Annotated in this window: 16 protein-coding genes; 5 read left to right on the plus strand and 11 right to left on the minus strand. The window is 64.0% G+C overall.

Going from position 1 to position 15,604, the window contains the following annotated elements; genetic code table 11:
- Positions 1–237 precede the first annotated feature (237 nt).
- Positions 238–2,658, plus strand: a complete 2,421-nt coding sequence (locus ACAH41_RS12825; protein ID WP_325651264.1) for an SIR2 family protein — start codon at positions 238–240, stop codon at positions 2,656–2,658.
- A 350-nt stretch (positions 2,659–3,008) separates the two neighbouring features.
- A complete protein-coding gene (locus tag ACAH41_RS12830; protein ID WP_325651266.1) occupies positions 3,009–3,470 on the plus strand; it encodes a TspO/MBR family protein in 462 nt (153 codons plus the stop codon).
- A 145-nt stretch (positions 3,471–3,615) separates the two neighbouring features.
- On the opposite strand, the gene ACAH41_RS12835 is transcribed toward ACAH41_RS12830, so the two are convergent.
- Complete coding sequence (locus ACAH41_RS12835; protein ID WP_325651268.1) at positions 3,616–4,503, minus strand: AraC family transcriptional regulator; 888 nt, start codon at positions 4,501–4,503, stop codon at positions 3,616–3,618.
- A gap of 328 nt (positions 4,504–4,831) precedes the next feature.
- Between ACAH41_RS12835 and ACAH41_RS12840 the strand changes: the two genes are divergently transcribed.
- Genes ACAH41_RS12840 through ACAH41_RS12850 form a run of 3 tightly spaced genes read left to right on the plus strand, consistent with a single transcriptional unit; the run spans position 4,832 to position 8,686 of the window.
- Positions 4,832–5,305: a (2Fe-2S)-binding protein gene (locus ACAH41_RS12840; RefSeq protein WP_325651270.1), complete on the plus strand. Its 474-nt coding sequence runs from the start codon at positions 4,832–4,834 to the stop codon at positions 5,303–5,305.
- Between the two features lie 13 nt (positions 5,306–5,318).
- Positions 5,319–7,559, plus strand: coding sequence for a xanthine dehydrogenase family protein molybdopterin-binding subunit (locus tag ACAH41_RS12845; RefSeq protein ID WP_325651272.1), 2,241 nt, complete (start codon positions 5,319–5,321; stop codon positions 7,557–7,559).
- A gap of 8 nt (positions 7,560–7,567) precedes the next feature.
- Positions 7,568–8,686, plus strand: a complete 1,119-nt coding sequence (locus ACAH41_RS12850) for an XdhC family protein (RefSeq protein WP_325651274.1) — start codon at positions 7,568–7,570, stop codon at positions 8,684–8,686.
- 137 nt (positions 8,687–8,823) lie between these two features.
- Here the strand turns inward: ACAH41_RS12850 and ACAH41_RS12855 are convergent, their stop codons facing one another.
- From ACAH41_RS12855 to ACAH41_RS12900, 10 genes are all read right to left on the minus strand, one after another.
- On the minus strand, positions 8,824–9,822 hold the full coding sequence (locus ACAH41_RS12855; protein ID WP_370538319.1) for a branched-chain amino acid ABC transporter permease: 999 nt from the start codon (positions 9,820–9,822) through the stop codon (positions 8,824–8,826).
- Positions 9,823–9,833: 11 nt separating this feature from the next.
- Positions 9,834–10,718: a branched-chain amino acid ABC transporter permease gene (locus tag ACAH41_RS12860; protein WP_325651278.1), complete on the minus strand. Its 885-nt coding sequence runs from the start codon at positions 10,716–10,718 to the stop codon at positions 9,834–9,836.
- A 114-nt stretch (positions 10,719–10,832) separates the two neighbouring features.
- Positions 10,833–12,035: an ABC transporter substrate-binding protein gene (locus tag ACAH41_RS12865; RefSeq protein WP_325651280.1), complete on the minus strand. Its 1,203-nt coding sequence runs from the start codon at positions 12,033–12,035 to the stop codon at positions 10,833–10,835.
- 47 nt (positions 12,036–12,082) lie between these two features.
- Positions 12,083–12,790, minus strand: a complete 708-nt coding sequence (locus tag ACAH41_RS12870; protein WP_370538320.1) for an ABC transporter ATP-binding protein — start codon at positions 12,788–12,790, stop codon at positions 12,083–12,085.
- Between the two features lies 1 nt (position 12,791).
- Entirely contained in the window at positions 12,792–13,559 is a 768-nt protein-coding gene (locus ACAH41_RS12875; protein ID WP_325651283.1) for an ABC transporter ATP-binding protein, read from the minus strand.
- 130 nt (positions 13,560–13,689) lie between these two features.
- Positions 13,690–14,019, minus strand: coding sequence for a type II toxin-antitoxin system RelE/ParE family toxin (locus ACAH41_RS12880; RefSeq protein WP_325651285.1), 330 nt, complete (start codon positions 14,017–14,019; stop codon positions 13,690–13,692).
- On the minus strand, positions 14,016–14,303 hold the full coding sequence (locus tag ACAH41_RS12885; RefSeq protein WP_325651287.1) for a YlcI/YnfO family protein: 288 nt from the start codon (positions 14,301–14,303) through the stop codon (positions 14,016–14,018). The genes ACAH41_RS12880 and ACAH41_RS12885 overlap by 4 nt, the downstream gene beginning before the upstream one ends.
- A 40-nt stretch (positions 14,304–14,343) precedes the next feature.
- Positions 14,344–14,784: a YeeE/YedE family protein gene (locus ACAH41_RS12890; RefSeq protein WP_325651289.1), complete on the minus strand. Its 441-nt coding sequence runs from the start codon at positions 14,782–14,784 to the stop codon at positions 14,344–14,346.
- A complete protein-coding gene (locus tag ACAH41_RS12895) occupies positions 14,781–15,215 on the minus strand; it encodes a YeeE/YedE family protein (RefSeq protein WP_325651291.1) in 435 nt (144 codons plus the stop codon). Before ACAH41_RS12895 ends, ACAH41_RS12890 begins: the two co-directional genes overlap by 4 nt.
- 5 nt (positions 15,216–15,220) lie before the next feature.
- Positions 15,221–15,538: a metalloregulator ArsR/SmtB family transcription factor gene (locus tag ACAH41_RS12900; protein WP_325651293.1), complete on the minus strand. Its 318-nt coding sequence runs from the start codon at positions 15,536–15,538 to the stop codon at positions 15,221–15,223.
- Positions 15,539–15,604: the final 66 nt, after the last annotated feature.

Raw genomic sequence — 15,604 nt, forward strand, 5'->3', positions numbered from 1 at the left:
CGACGAGGTGGGAACCATGACACATCAAGGCCTTAGTCGGCAAACGGCATCTCATTTTGGGCGCGGCCCTCGCTGGTAGGAAGCAACATCTGTCTCCCATTACACGTAGACGGCATAATATTTCATATTATATGCGCATCTTAACTGCTGCCACCACAGCGCCACCACAGCGCATACACTAATCTCCTAGGTATCCCACAGGACGAGTTGGGACATCGCCGCAACGCAGGAATAAAAATGATCACACCAGATACGATTCCCGTCCTTCGATTGTCCGATACCAACGGAAAGGACTTTCTGCGGGGACTTCTCTTAACCGGCCGCTGCATTCCATTTATAGGTGCCGGCTTCACGGCGGGCGATAGTTCTCTTCGAGGCACTGTACCTGGAGGGAGCCAGTTCTTGTCGATGATGCGAAAAGCCATTAACGCAACCGTCACAGCGAACAAACCAAGTCCCGAATCGCTTGAGTACTACACATTTCAACAAGTCGCAGACGAATACTTTCGGGAGCCAATAGTACCTCTTGATAAAATAAAGACTACGTTACGAGATAGTTTCACAGGTGTGTCAATTGCCTCCGAAGCGAAGAAGGCATTCCTTCGTTGGGAGTGGGAGTATTTCTATACGCTAAATATTGATGATGCTATCGAACGAGAGCTCGGCGCAATTAAGGTTCTTCCATTTACAGAATTCGCGCAGCACAAGACCACCCAGTTTGTGTACAAACTCCACGGAGACGCTGCGGATGCCATTACTGCTGGAACAGCCGAGGCAATGAGGCTCGTCTTCGGAAGCGCAGATTATGTAGCAAGTCTCATAAAGAATCGCGCCCTAATAAGCACACTGACCAACGATCTTGCTGAACGCCACCTAATCTTCGTCGGTTGCAGCCTTACAGATGAACTCGATATTCTTTTTGCGCTGTCGAATGCGAAGACAAAGGGGGGCCCGCTTCCGAGCACGAATCGCGTCTACGTCACCGCCAACGAGCCGCTTGACTACGAATCCCGCAAGAAACTTCGCCAGTATGGGATAACGAACATTCTTGTGGTCGACTATGCGGACTTCTACGCATTTGTCGCTAGCGTCGGAAGCCCCGCGTCCGCACTCAATTCGCCACTCGATCCATATCGATATGACGCAAGAAAACCACCGAATCAGTCACCCGAAATATTCCTAAAATATCTTCTCCAAATCGCCTGGAACACGCACCAGGACTCCACCGAACTTGCCATAACTCGCGACGGTATAAGGCAAGCGAGTCAACTGCTTTCGGAACCCATGGCAGTTCTCTGGGGTCGAAGGTTCTCGGGTCGTACGACGCTGCTGTTCGCCATCCTCGCTCACCACTCTAATCGAAAGCGATTCTTTGTCCCTACAAGTGCTGCAACATCAGACCGTGTACTAAATGCCATTCTTCGAACCAAGGATGCACTGATTGCTGTTGATGCCGGTGCCGTCTCATATCGGCAGCTTCAACTGATAGTCCGGAAACTCGATCAAATTCAAGAAAACAACACGACAGTCGTAATTTCAACGAATCGCGCCTGGCTCTCAGCACTGGGACCACTGCTCGCTGAATCTGCGTTTGAAGTAAAAGACAAAATGTCTCAACTTGAGAGCAAGCAAATTAACGCCAAACTAGAACCATTTGGACTCAGCAAGTCGTGGAGATCTTCAGTACAACACTTAGAAAATATATTCTCCCTTTCCGAGTCCCCGGTTGTCAGCAGCCTACTTAACCAGAAATCTCGCCTCACCCAAAACATAAGCCGCCTGCACGAGAAATGGTCAATTTCGGAGGTGGGCAAACTGGAGTTCTCTGTTTTATTTTATCTTGGAACTCGTCAACGAATTTACTCAAGGTACTTTAGAGAATTCGCTACCGACGCGGGCCTGTCACATATTTCCAGCACTCACTTTGCCGACTTCGCTCAACAGTGGGAACCATTCATTGAGCTCGAAGATTCCGACCCTAGCTCCCGGCGCGCTGAACGATCGATGCAAGTAATGGTGGCAAACGCAAGCGCCTGGATTCACTACTCAATACAGAAGCTTTCTCTACGACTCGGCGCTAAAGAAGCGGCATCGCAAATTGTGCGTACCTTCGAGGTAATGAATAAGATCGAGGACAAAGCGTTCGAACTTCTGCTATTTGACAATCTAAACGCAATATATGCAGAAGGTCTGTCTGATCTCAGAGCCTCAGTCATTCGAGAAGTCTACGAACGCCTTGCTCCGCTACTATCTGGCGACCCAGACTACTGGTTGCAGCGCGCCAAAAGTTTTTACTATCTATCCAACCAAATACACGATCTGATAGTGGGAGTCGAGTACTGCGAAAAGTCGATCGTAAAGAAGGGCGCGAAGACAAGCACTAACGCAAAACTTACGAAATCAAACCTACTTGGGAAGATATGTAAATTGAAGCGTAACGTGGAGGATTCTGATATTATCAGTGCGGTCGGAGCCTATGTCGAGGCAATCGAGAGTCGTGCTGACAATCCACTCTACATTGATGAACTCTTGCGAAAGAGCAAGACTGGTAAGAGTTACATGAGCCTAGTTTGCCGGCTAGCCAGCAGGCGAGCAACGCTGCTCCCGCATAAGCACGAGATCGAACTAATACAGTCTTACATTTCGGGACGGTTCTAACAGTTTGTCGATGTGGCCTAAAGGCTACAGGGACTTCGACGCGCGTCAATGCCCACATTCTTCCTCAAAAGCGAATTGCGCCCGCGTGGATGACTCACTAAGAGTGGAGGGTCGGGTCTCTCATTTCCCATCCACCTGGATTTGAGGTGCAGAGCCCTCCATCTCGAAAACCGCGCACGTCAGGCAGCCGCTGTCTCCTTTCGGCTCCTGGTCCGCATTGACCAAGCGCCGGTGCGGGGCGAAAGGGGAAATGCACCGGGGACTGAACGAGATCGCCATGTTCAATCGCCGGGGCCTCAGAATGTACGCTGCTCGAACATCCGACACTGAAGCGGAAGTCACTGGGGCTGGTGGGCTGGCTCCTGGCCACTTTCGCCGCTGGCAGCGTAGGCGCTATGGCGTCTGCCCGTGCGGCCGCCTTCTACGGGCAACTTTCCCAGCCGGTCTGGGCGCCACCCGCGTGGTTGTTTGGCCCGGTTTGGTCGGTGCTTTACCTGCTCATGGCGGTGGCCGCCTGGCTGGTCTGGCGACAGCACCGCTTCAGCGGCGCCCGCACCGCGCTTGGCCTGTTCGTCATTCAACTCTTCGCCAACGCGCTTTGGACCTGGTTGTTCTTCGGGATGCATCTCGGCGCAGTCTCGCTGGCCGAGATCGCCGTCCTCTGGCTGCTCATTGCCGCCACCATCTCCGCGTTCTGGCCACTCCATAGGCTCGCGGCACTTTTGCTGGTGCCTTATCTCGCCTGGGTGAGCCTGGCGACCGCGCTGACCTTCGCCTTGTGGCGCTTGAATCCTGCGGCTCTGGGCGGCTGAATGCTGAAGAAGGGCCATCCACGGCCCGCCAACGACCAGCACGCATCCACCGCCCACGCCTTCGCTGCGGGTGACGCCACCCGGACGTGCTGGGCGCGCTGCAGCGGGTGGCACTGCGGGGTGGCGCGGGCTTGCCCGACGCTTCTCACCCCACCGGCTGCTCGCGCATGCGCTTGATGTCGCGCTGCGGTGGGGCGCCAAAAAGGCGGCTGTAGTCGCGGCTGAACTGCGAGGCGCTTTCGTAGCCGACGCGCACTGCCGTGCTGCTGGCGTCCAGATCGTGGTTCAGCATCAGCTGCCGCGCCTCCTGCAGGCGCAACTGTTTCTGGTACTGCACCGGGCTCATGCCGGTCAGGCCGCGAAAGTGCTGGCGGAAGGTTGAGGTGCTCATGTGCGCGCGGGCAGCGAGCTCGTCGACCAGCACGTCGCGGGTGAAGTTCTGCTTGAGCCAGGCCAGTGCGCGGGCGACCTGGTGGCTGGGCGAGCCGGCCGCCACCAGCTGCCGCAACAAGGGGCCATGCGGGCCGCACAGCAAGCGCACCATGATTTCCTGCTGGACCAGCGGCGCCAGCGCTGCCAGCAGCGCGGGCTCGTGCAGCAGCCGCACCAGGCGGATCAAGGCCTCCAGCAGCGGCGCCTCCAGCGCACAGCGAGAGATGGCCAGCGGCGAGTGCTCGCGGGCCACCGGCGGCAGGTCCAGTTCGGCCGCGACCTGCACCAGCGCGCGTGCGTCCAGCGCCAGCCAAAGGCCCAGATAGGGCTCGGCAGCGCCGGCCCGGGTGATGTGCGCCACCACGGGCAAGTCAACCGTGGTCAGCAGCGAATGGCCAGGCCCGTAGGCGATCACTTCCTCGCCCAGCGCCACCTGCTTGGCACCCTGCGCCACCACACCCAGCCCCAGCCCGTAGATGCACGGCATGGGCTCGGAGTGGAGACTGCGTCGGTACAGCGTCAGCCAGGGCAGCTCTGTCGCGCGCTCGCCGTCATTTTGGGCAATCCGCCCGATCTCATGGGCCAGGGTATCGGTGGACATCGATCAATCGGCACGGCGATGTGCCGGGGTAGAACAGAATGACCACGTCGCGAACCTGCCGTTCGGGCAAGGCGGACGACGGGGCGGCCAGCGCGCACTCTAATGCGGGCCAGGCGCGGCCTCCCATTCTTGACGACGATGTGTCGGATCAGGCAACACAAGCGTCGAAAACGGCAATTGCCATCCCGGCCAAACAGCGACACTGTGTTGCGCCGACCCTGGGGCACCACCGTCTTCAGCATGAAGCGGCGGGGATGCTGCGCCCCTCACGCGGCTACGGCCCCTACCGCCCCAGGCCTCGCCCCCTATACCTCTTGGAGAACCGCTCATGAACACGCTCAACGTCAACGGCCGGGAGCACACGGTCGAGGTCGACCCCAGCACCCCCATCCTCTGGACACTGCGTGACACGCTGGGCATGACCGGCACCAAGTTCGGCTGCGGCGCGGCGCTGTGCGGCGCCTGCACGGTGCACCTGGACGGCAACGCCATCCGTTCCTGCATCACGCCGATCTCGGCCGCTGCCAGCGGCAAGATCACCACCATCGAGGCCATCACCGACGGCAGCGACAAGGTCGGCGCCGCCGTGCACGCAGCCTGGGTCAAGCACGACGTGGCCCAGTGCGGCTACTGCCAGAGCGGCCAGATCATGAGCGCCACGGCCTTCCTGAAGTCACTGCCCAAGGGCAAGCAGCCCACGGCCGCCGAAATCGACGCCGCCATGGCCGGCAACATCTGCCGCTGTGGCACCTACGCGCGCATCCGTTCGGCCGTGGCCGATGCGGCCAAGCACATCGCCTGAAAGAGGATTCAACATGCTGACCGAAGCCCATCGCCATGAACTGCCGCGTGCGCTGCAGGCCATCCTCGACCGCCAGCAGGCCGACGCCCCCACCACGCTGCCGCGCCGCAGCTTCCTGAAGCTGGCAGGCGCCAGCGGCTTTGCGCTGGGCGCCTTTCCCACCCTGGGACTGGCGCAGGCCGACGCCGCAGCCGCCAAGCCGCTGTCGCCGACCCAGCAGCCTTCGGCGTTTGTCGAGATCGCCACCGACGGCACCGTCACCGTGATCATCAACCGGCTCGATTTCGGCCAGGGCGTGCAGACGGCGCTGCCGATGATCCTGGCCGAGGAACTGGACGCCGACTGGGCCAAGGTGAGCAGCCGCCACGGCAGCAACAACGGCGCCTACGTCGACCCGGTGATGGGCCTGCACCTGACCGGCGGCTCGAACTCGATCAAGAACAGCTTCACGCAATACCGCGAACTCGGCGCGCGTGCCCGGGCCATGCTGGTGGCCGCGGCCGCCGCGCGCTGGCAGCTGGACCCGGCCAGCCTGCGCACGGCCGCGGGTGAAGTCATTGCGCCGGACGGGCGCAAGCTGGGCTACGGCGAGCTGGCCCAGGTGGCCATGGCGCAGCCGGTGCCCGAGAAGGTCACGCTGAAGGACCCGAAAAATTTCCGCCTGATCGGCCAAGCCACCACCCGCCTGGACGCCAAGGCCAAGAGCAGCGGCCACCAGGACTACGGCATTGACATGCACCTGCCCGGCCAGCTCACGGCCGTGGTGCAGCGCCCGCCGGTGTTCGGCGCCAAGATCGCCACGCTGGACGACAGCGCCGCGCGCGCCATCAAGGGCGTGAAGGCGGTGCTGCGGGTACCGCTGGACCGCGGCGCCGAGGGCGTGGCCATCGTGGCCGACGGCTACTGGCCGGCCAAGCAGGGCCGGGACGCCCTGAAGGTGACCTGGAACACCGATGGCGTGGAGAAGGTCGACAGCACCAAGCTGCTGGCGCAGTACCGCGAGCTGGCAAACCAGCCCGGCCCGCACTTCTACGAAGCGGACATGGCGCCGCTGGCCGGCGCGGCCAGGAAGATCGAGGCCGAGTTCTCGTTTCCGTATCTCGCCCATGCGCCGATGGAACCGCTGAACTGCACCGTGCGCATTGGCGCGGACGGCGCGGAGCTGTGGGTGGGCAGCCAGATGCCCGGCCTGGACGGCATGAAGGCCGCCAGCGTGCTGGGCTTCAAGCCCGAGCAGATCAAAGTCAACGTGCAGATGGCCGGCGGCGGCTTCGGCCGGCGCGCGATTGCGACCAGCGACTACGTCTACGAGGCCTGCGTGATCGCCAAGGCCGCTCGCGGCGCGGGGCTGGACGCACCGGTGCGCACGCTGTGGAGCCGCGAGGACGACATCCGCGGTGGCTACTATCGGCCGGCGCAGTTGCACCGCGCGAGCATCGGCCTGGATGCGCAGGGCAAGGTGCTGGCCTGGGACCATGTGATCGTCGGCCAGTCCATCGTCACCGGCACGCCGTTTGAAGCTTTCATGGTGAAGAACGGCATTGACGCGACCGGCGTGGAGGGCATGCGCGAGCCCTACGACCTGCCCATGCGCCTCACCGCGCACCATCCCAAGGTCAACGTGCCCATCCTCTGGTGGCGCAGCGTGGGTTCAACCCACACGGCGTTCGTGATGGAGACCCTGATCGACGAGATTGCACGCGCGAACAAGCAGGATCCTGTCGCCTACCGCATGCAGCAATTTGGCGACAAGCACCCGCGCTACCGGGCCGCCTTGCAGCTCGCGGTGGACAAGAGCGGCTACGGCAAGAAGAAGCTCGCCGCCGGCCGCGCCTGGGGCGTGGCGGTGCATGAGTCGTTTCAGACCGTGGTGGCCTACGTCGTCGAGGCCTCGGTCAAGGACGGGCAGGCGGTGCTGCACCGGGCCACGGCCGGCGTGCACTGCAACCTGGCGGTGAACCCGCGCACCATCGAAACCCAGGTCCAGGGCGCCGCGCTGATGGGCCTGTCCATGTGCCTGCCCGGTGCGGCCATCACGCTGAAGGACGGCGTGGTCGAGCAAAGCAACTTCGGGGACTATGTCGTCCCGCGCATCACGCAGATGCCCGAGATCGCCGTGCACATCGTGCCCAGCGCCGAGCCGCCCACCGGCATGGGCGAACCCGGCCTGCCGCCGCTGGCCCCGGCGTTTGCCAATGCCGTGGCAAAGCTGACCGGCAAGCCGATTCGCGAACTGCCCTTCAAGCTGGCCTGAGCCCTCCGGTGGAACCACAGCACACAACCGACGACCTCGACACGCTGGTGCTGCGCAGCGCGCTGGGCTGGCAGTCCGCCGGGCTGGCCGTGGTGCTGGTCACCGTGGCCAGGACCTGGGGTTCCTCTCCCAGGCCGCCGGGCTCGCTGATGGCCATCAACGCGCGTGGCGAAACCGTCGGTTCGGTGTCTGGCGGCTGCATCGAGGACGACCTGGTCCAGCGCATTCGCGAGGGCGGCGTGCAGGCCGCATGCGCCAGCGACGTGCCCGCCGTGCTGCGCTACGGCATCTCGGCCGACCAGGCGCACCGCTTCGGCCTGCCCTGCGGCGGCACCGTGGAGCTGGTGCTGGAGCCGGTCACCGCGCGCAGCCGGCTGGCCGAGTTGCTGCTCGCCTGCGAGCAGCGCCAGGGCACAGAGCGCGTGCTGGACCTGCAGACCGGCGAGGTGACGCTGCGCGAAGGCCTGCGCGACAGCCTGCCCCGGCTGGACGCACAGCAGCTCATCACCTGCTTTGGCCCGAAAGCGCGGCTCATCCTGATCGGCGCAGGCGACCTGTCCCGCTACATGAGCCAGATCGCCTTGACCGTGGGCTTCGAGGTCATCGTCTGCGACCCGCGCGAAGAGCAGCGCGCCAGTTGGCACCTGAGTGGCATGACAAGCGGCGTGACCCTCAGCCACGAAATGCCGGACGACCTGGTGCTGCGCCTCAAGCCCGACGCCCGCACCGCCGTCGTCGCCCTCACCCACGACCCCAAGCTCGACGACCTGGCCCTCATCGACGCGCTGCAGTCCGAAGCCTTCTACGTCGGCGCCATCGGCTCCCGCCGCAACAGCACCCAGCGCCGCGATCGCCTGCGCGAACACTTCGACCTGCCAGACACCGCCCTCGCCCACCTGCACGGCCCCGCCGGCCTCTACATCGGCAGCAAAACCCCCGCCGAAATCGCCCTGTCCATCATGGCCGAGGTAGTAGCCGCCAAGAACGGCGTGCTGCTGCCGAAGGCGCCTGTCGAAGAGCAACAGGCAGCGCTGCCGGTGGCCCAGGGCAAGCTGCAGCAGGAAGGCTCGGCGCAGGCCGCACTTCTCGATGAAGCGGCCTCAACCGCAGTTCAGGATCGAGCCTGAAGACCATTGAGGTTTCTCTTATTCGAGACGCTTCTAGGTCCGTTCGCACTGAGCCTGTCGAAGTGCTTGCGTCGAGTGCCGCGCTGGCTTCGACAGGCTCAGCCCGAACGGGGGCGATGTCACGAATTTTGAAAACCTCAATCGCCACCCTTGGCCTTTCGCCGCTGCTGCCACGCCAGCAACTCCCCCACGAAGCCGCGGCGGAAGGCCACGACGCAGACGACGAAGGTGGCGCCGATGATGACGGTGACCCAGGAGCCGACGCGGTCGGCGAGCATGTCCTGCAAGCCGATGACGGTGATGGCGCCGACGACGGGGCCGGCGAAGGTGCCCATGCCGCCGAGCAAGGTCATCAGGATGACTTCGCCGGACAGGCTCCAGTGCACATCGGACAAGGTGGCGAAGCCCAGCACCAGGGTCTTGAGTGAGCCGGCCAGGCCGGCCAGGGTGCTGGACAGCACGAAGGCGAGCAGCTTGTAGCGGTCCACGTCGTAGCCCAGCGAGATGGCGCGGGGTTCGTTCTCGCGGATGGCCTTGAGCACCTGGCCGTAGGGCGAGTGCACCACGCGCAGCACGAACAGGAAGACGGCGATGAAAACGGCCAGCACGAAGAAGTACATCACCAGGTCGTTGCCCAGCGGCAGCAGGCCCAGCAGCTTGCCGCGTGGCACGCCTTGCAGCCCGTCTTCGCCGCCGGTGAACGGGGCCTGCGGGCAGATGTAATACATCATCTGCGCAATGGCCAGCGTGATCATCGCGAAGTAGATGCCTTGGCGGCGGATCGCGATCAGGCCGACCAGCAGGCCGATGCCGGCGCCCACCGCCATGCCGGCGAGGATGCCCAGCTCCGGCGGCCAGCCGGCACTGGTTACCAGCCAGCCGGTGGCATAGGCCGCGCTGCCCAGGTAGGCGGCGTGGCCGAAGGACAGCAGGCCGGTGAAACCCAGCAGCAGGTTGAAGGCGCAGGCAAAGATCGCGAAGCACATGGCCTTCATCATGAAGACCGGGTACAGGCCGATGAACGGGGCGATGGCCAGCAACAGCAGGCCCAGGCCCCAGGCCAGGCGCGCGGGCGTCCAGCGCGAGACCTCGTGCGAGAAGGTCCTGCTGCGGGTCGTAGGAATTTTGGCTTGCATCAGCGGCACACTCACTTCTCTTTCCCGAACAGGCCGGCCGGGCGGATCATCAGCATGATGGCCATGATGACGAACACGACGATGTTCGAGGCCTCGGGATAGAACACCTTGGTCAGGCCTTCCACCAGGCCCAGCATCAGGCCGGTGAGGATGGCGCCCATGATCGAGCCCATGCCGCCAATCACCACCACCGCGAAGACGACGATGATCAGGTTGCTGCCCATCAGCGGCGTGATCTGGATCACCGGCGCGGCCAGCACGCCGGCCACGGCCGCGAGGCCTGCGCCCGCGGCGTAGGTCAGCGCCACCATCATCGGCACGTTGACGCCGAAGGCCTGCACCAGCGCCGGGTTCTCGGTGCCGGCGCGCAGGTAGGCGCCGAGCCGGGTGCGCTCGATGATGAACCAGGTGCCCAGGCAGATGATGAGTGAGGCCAGCACCACGAAGGCGCGGTAGTTCGGCAGCACCATGAAGCCGAGATTGGTCGCGCCGCGCAGCAATTCAGGTACCGCATATTGCTGGCCCGAAACGCCGAACTGGTCGCGGAACACGCCTTCGGCGATCAGTGCCAGGCCGAAGGTGAGCAGCAGGCCGTAGATCGGGTCGATCTTGTAGAGCCGCTTGAGCAGCGTGCGCTCGATCACCAGGCCGATGGCGCCAACGACGATGGGCGCCAGGATCAACGCCCACCAGAAGCCGATCTGGAATTTCTCCATCAACAGCCACGCCATATACGCGCCCATCATGTAGAGCGCGCCATGGGCGAAGTTGACGATGCCCAGCAGGCCGAAGATGACCGCCAGGCCCAGGCTGAGCACGGCGTAGAACGAGCCGTTGACCAGCCCGAGCAGCAACTGCCCTAAAAAGGCCTGAAGAGGAACGCCAAAGATTTCCATCGACTTCTCGTGCGGATCAGACGTCGTTAACCAAGCGGGCGCCGCGGATCCGGCTCTGCCGGTCCGCTGGTGCCGCCCCCTTGAGGGGGAGCGGCGTAGCCGCTCGGGGGTGGGTCACTTCCACAGTGCGCACTTGGATTCGGCCTTGGTGGTGAAGGCCTGGTCGCCCTTGATGGTCTCGACCACGTTGTAGTAGTCCCAGGGCTCGACCGACTTGTCCGGCGTCTTGACCTGCATCAGGTACATGTCGTGCACCATGCGGCCGTCCGGGCGGATGGTGCCGCCCTTGGCAAACATGTCGTTGATGGGGCTCTTGCGCAGCTGGGCCAGCACCTTGTCGCCATCGTCCGAGCCGGTGGCCTTGACGGCAGCCAGGTAGTTGGCCACGACCGAGTAGTCGGCCGCCTGCAGCGACGAAGGCATGCGCTTGATCTTCTCGAAGAACTTGCGGCTCCAGGCCCGGGTTTCGGCGTCCTTGTTCCAGTACCAGCTGTCGGTCAGGTACATGCCCTGGGTCATCTTCAGGCCCAGCGAATGGATGTCGTTGATGAAGACCAGCAGGCCGGCCAGCTTCATCGTGCTGGTGACGCCAAATTCATTCGCCGCCTTGATCGCGTTGATGGTGTCGCCACCGGCATTGGCCAGGCCGAGGATCTGCGCCTTGCTGCCTTGGGCTTGCAGGAGGAAGGATGAGAAGTCACTGGCCGACAGCGGGTGCTTGACGGAGCCGACGACCGAGCCGCCTGCGGCCTTCACGACGTTGCTGGTGTCGTTCTGCAGCGCGGCGCCAAAGGCATAGTCGGCCGTGAGGAAGTACCAGCTCTTGCCGCCGGCGCGCACCACGGCGCCGCCGGTACCCTTGGCCAGCGCCATCGTGTCGTAGGCCCAGTGCACGGTGTAAGGCGTGCACTGTTCGTTGGTCAGCGCCGAGGAGCCAGCGCCCACGGCGATGAACGGCTTCTTCTTCTCGGCCGCGACCTTGGCCATCGCCAGGCTGGTGCCGGAATTGGTGCCACCGATCAGCATGTCCACGCCCTGCTGGTCGAACCACTCGCGGGCCTTGGCGCCGGCCACGTCGGCCTTGTTCTGATGGTCGGCCACCAGCAGCTCAATCTTCTTGCCGGCCACCATGCCGCCCGCGTCGGCGATCGCCATGCGAATGGCTTCCGCACCTGCCGGGCCGTCGATGTCGGAGTACAGGCCCGACATGTCGGTGATGAAGCCGATCTTGATCACGTCGCCCGACACCTGGGCCTGTGCGGCGCCCAGTGCAAAGAGCGAAGCGGCTGCGGCAGTGATGGTTTTGATCTTCTTCATCTTGGTCTCCTGTGACTCCGTGAGAAATGGATGGAACATGTGCTGGGTCAGACGCCCAGGTATTCGTGCAAACGTTCGAGGCGCGAGGGCAGCTCGGCCTGCGTGAAGGACTGGATCACCTGGCCGTGCTCCATGACCATGAAGCGGTCGGCCAGCGGCGCGGCGAAGCGGAAGTTCTGTTCCACCATCACGATGGTGTAGCCCTGGCGGCGCAGCGAGGTGACCATCTCGGCCAGCTTCTGCACGATGACCGGCGCCAGGCCTTCGGAGATCTCGTCGAGCAGCAGCAGCTTGGCGCCGGTGCGCAGGATGCGCGCGACCGCCAGCATCTGCTGTTCGCCGCCCGAGAGCCGCGTGCCCTGGCTGCCGGCGCGCTCCTTCAGGTTCGGGAACATCTCGTAGATCTGCGGCACGCTCATGCCGCCCTCTGCCAATGTGGGCGGCAGCATCAGGTTCTCTTCGGTCGACAGGCTGGAGAAGATGCCGCGCTCCTCCGGGCAATAGCCCACGCCCAGCCGCGCAATGCGGTGCGTGGCCATGCCCATGGTCTCGATGCCCTTGACCTTGATCGAGCCCTTGCGGCTACCCATCAAACCCATGATGGCGCGCAGCGTGCTCGTACGGCCGGCGCCGTTGCGGCCCAGCAAGGTGACGACCTCGCCCTCGTCGACATGGAAGTCCACGCCATGCAGCACATGCGACTCGCCGTACCAGCCCTGCAGGCCGCGAATTTCAAGGAAAGGCGTCGTGCTCATCTCAGTGCGCGCCCACAAGTTCGGTCTGGGTCGAGCCCATGTACGCCTCGATCACGGCCGGATTCTTCGAGACGACCTCGTATGGGCCCTCGGCCAGCGTGGCACCCCGCTGCAGCACCGTGATGGTGTCGGCGATGCTGGAGACCACGCTCATGTTGTGCTCCACCATCAGCACCGTGCGGTCCGCCGCGACCTTCTTGATCAACGCGCGGATGCGGTCCACATCTTCCAGGCCCATGCCCTGCGTGGGCTCGTCCAGCAGCATCAGCTTGGGCGCCATGGCCAGCGTGGTGGCAATCTCCAGCGCCCGCTTGCGGCCGTAGCTCAGTTCCACCGCTTCCAGCGCGGCAAAGCGCTCCAGGTCGACCTCGCGCAGCAGGTGCATCGCGCGGTCATTGAGGTCGGAGAGCGAGCTTTCAGAGCGCCAGAAGTGGTATGAGCTGGACAGCTGGCGCTGCAGCGCCACGCGCACGTTTTCCAGCACGGTGAGGTGCGGGAACACGGCAGAGATCTGGAACGAACGGATCACGCCGCGGCGCGCGATGCGCACCGGGCTCTCCCTGGTGATGTCCTCGCCATCGAACAGGATCGTGCCCGAGGTGGGCGCGAGGAACTTGGTCAGCAGGTTGAAGCAGGTGGTCTTGCCGGCGCCATTGGGGCCGATCAGCGCATGGATGCTGCCGCGGCGGACCTTCAGGTCCACCTTGTTGACGGCGACAAAGCCTTTGAATTCTTTGGTGAGCTGGCGCGTTTCCAGAATGCAATCCACGGATGCCTCTCTCCTGCGGTTGTGTCTCTTGTAGAGCAGCCCGGAGGTTATGCAACTTGGATGCAAGTTGTAAGACGCGAGATTACGCAAGGGTTGCCACGGATCGGGACAACCCGCGCGACCCGTTGGGTCAGTGGTAGTCGTCTTCGAGTTGGTGGCGCACCGCCACCACCACGACGCTCACCGCGTCTTCGATGTCGAAGAGCACCACGTAGCCGGTGTGCGCGAACGAGACCACCAGTTCCCGCAAGAACGGGTCGCGGCCCGCCTTGCGGCAGGTGAACGGAGAGGATTTCAGCGTTTCAATCCCCGCACTGATGGCCGACAGTGCGCGCTCAGCCAGTGCAAGGTCGCCGCCCTCCCCTGCCAGCTCGCGCGCCAGTTCACGCTCAAGCACAAAATCGAACAGGCGCCCGAGGTCCGCCTCGGCCTCGCGCGTCAGGCGGACGGAAAAACTCACTTGCTGGTCTTGGCAGCCTTGGCCTTGGCGCGTGCCGCGTCGAGCTTGCGTTGCAGCCCGTCCAGCACCACCTCGGCGGAGACATAGTCGCCGGTGCGGCGCGCTTCGTCGCGCGAGCGCAGGCCACGGGCGATGAACTCGGATTGCAGGCGGCGGCGCTCCACGCTGGCGCGCAGCGCCGCTTCGACAAACTCGGTCAAGGTCTCACCCTTTCCCAGCACCGCCTCGACTTCGGCGCGGAATTCGGGCTCGACGCGGACAGAGGGAATGGTGGCGGTCTTCATGATTCGCACTGTATCGCAAATGCGCGACACGCCACACACCTCAAGGACGCCGCATTTCCAGCCACTCGAAAAGCCCCATCCCCGCCAGCATCGCCAGCACGAACAGCGCCGCAGGCCCGCTGCCCGCGCCCAGCGCCACCAGTGCCGGCCCCGGGCACAGGCCTGCCAGGCCCCAGCCGACGCCGAACAGCAGGCTGCCCAGCACCAGGCGACGGTCGATCTGGCGCGCCTCGGGCAGGCGCATCGGCTCGCCCAGCAGGCTGGCCTGTTGCCTGCCCTGGCGGCGCCTGGCCCAGGCAAAGGTGGGCAGGCCCACTGCGATGGCACCGCCCATCACCAGCGCCAGCGAAGGGTCCCAGGCGCCCAGCAGGTCCAGGAAACCCAGCACCTTGGCCGGCTGCACCATGCCGGAGAGGATCAGGCCCAGGCCAAAGACCAGGCCGGATGCCAGCGCTGCCAGCAGGATGCGGAGGCGGTTCACAGCACACCCCCGTGCCGCATCAGCGCGACGGTGACGAAACCCGCGGCCATGAAGACCAGCGTGGCCACCAGCGAACGGCCCGAGAGCCGCGACAGCCCGCAGACCCCGTGGCCACTGGTGCAGCCCGCACCGTAGCGCGTGCCCACGCCCACCAGCAGGCCGGCCACGATCAGCAGCCCGCTGGAGGCTTCAATCTTCAGCGCCGGCATTTCGCCAGCCCAGCGCGCCAGCCAGGGCGCAAGCAACAGCCCGATCAGGAAGGCCAGCCGCCAGCGGCTCTCGCCCGGCGCCGGGCGCAGCAGGCCGCCGAGGATGCCGCTGATGCCGGCCACGCGGCCCAGCAGCAAGGCCATGGCAGCAGCGGCCAGGCCGATCAAGGCGCCTCCGGCCAGCGCGGACCAGGGCGTGAAGGCGGACCAGTCGATGTGCATGAGGCTCACTCCTTGGGACAGTAGAGGCGGTACAGCACCGCCAGGATTTCCAGCAGCCGCGCATCGGCCACCTGGTAGTGGATGCGCTTGCCATCGCGCCGCGTGCTGACCACGCCTTCAGCCCGCAGCACGCCCAGTTGCTGCGACAGCGTGGGCTGGCGAATGCCCAGCCGCGCCTCCAGTTCGCTGACGCTGCGCTCGCCCTGCGACAGCTCGCACAGCAGCAGCAGCCGGTCTTCGTTGCCCAGCACCTTCAGGGCGGCCACGGCTTCGGCCGCGGCACCGCGCAGGCGCTGGGGATCGATGCGGGACACGACGGACATCACGAATTCACCCGGGTTTGAGCCAGCGCAAACCACTGCGTCGGCACTCATTATTCTTTTCAATAT

This window comes from Ideonella sp. (assembly GCF_041287625.1).
GTDB lineage: Bacteria > Pseudomonadota > Gammaproteobacteria > Burkholderiales > Burkholderiaceae_C > Ideonella.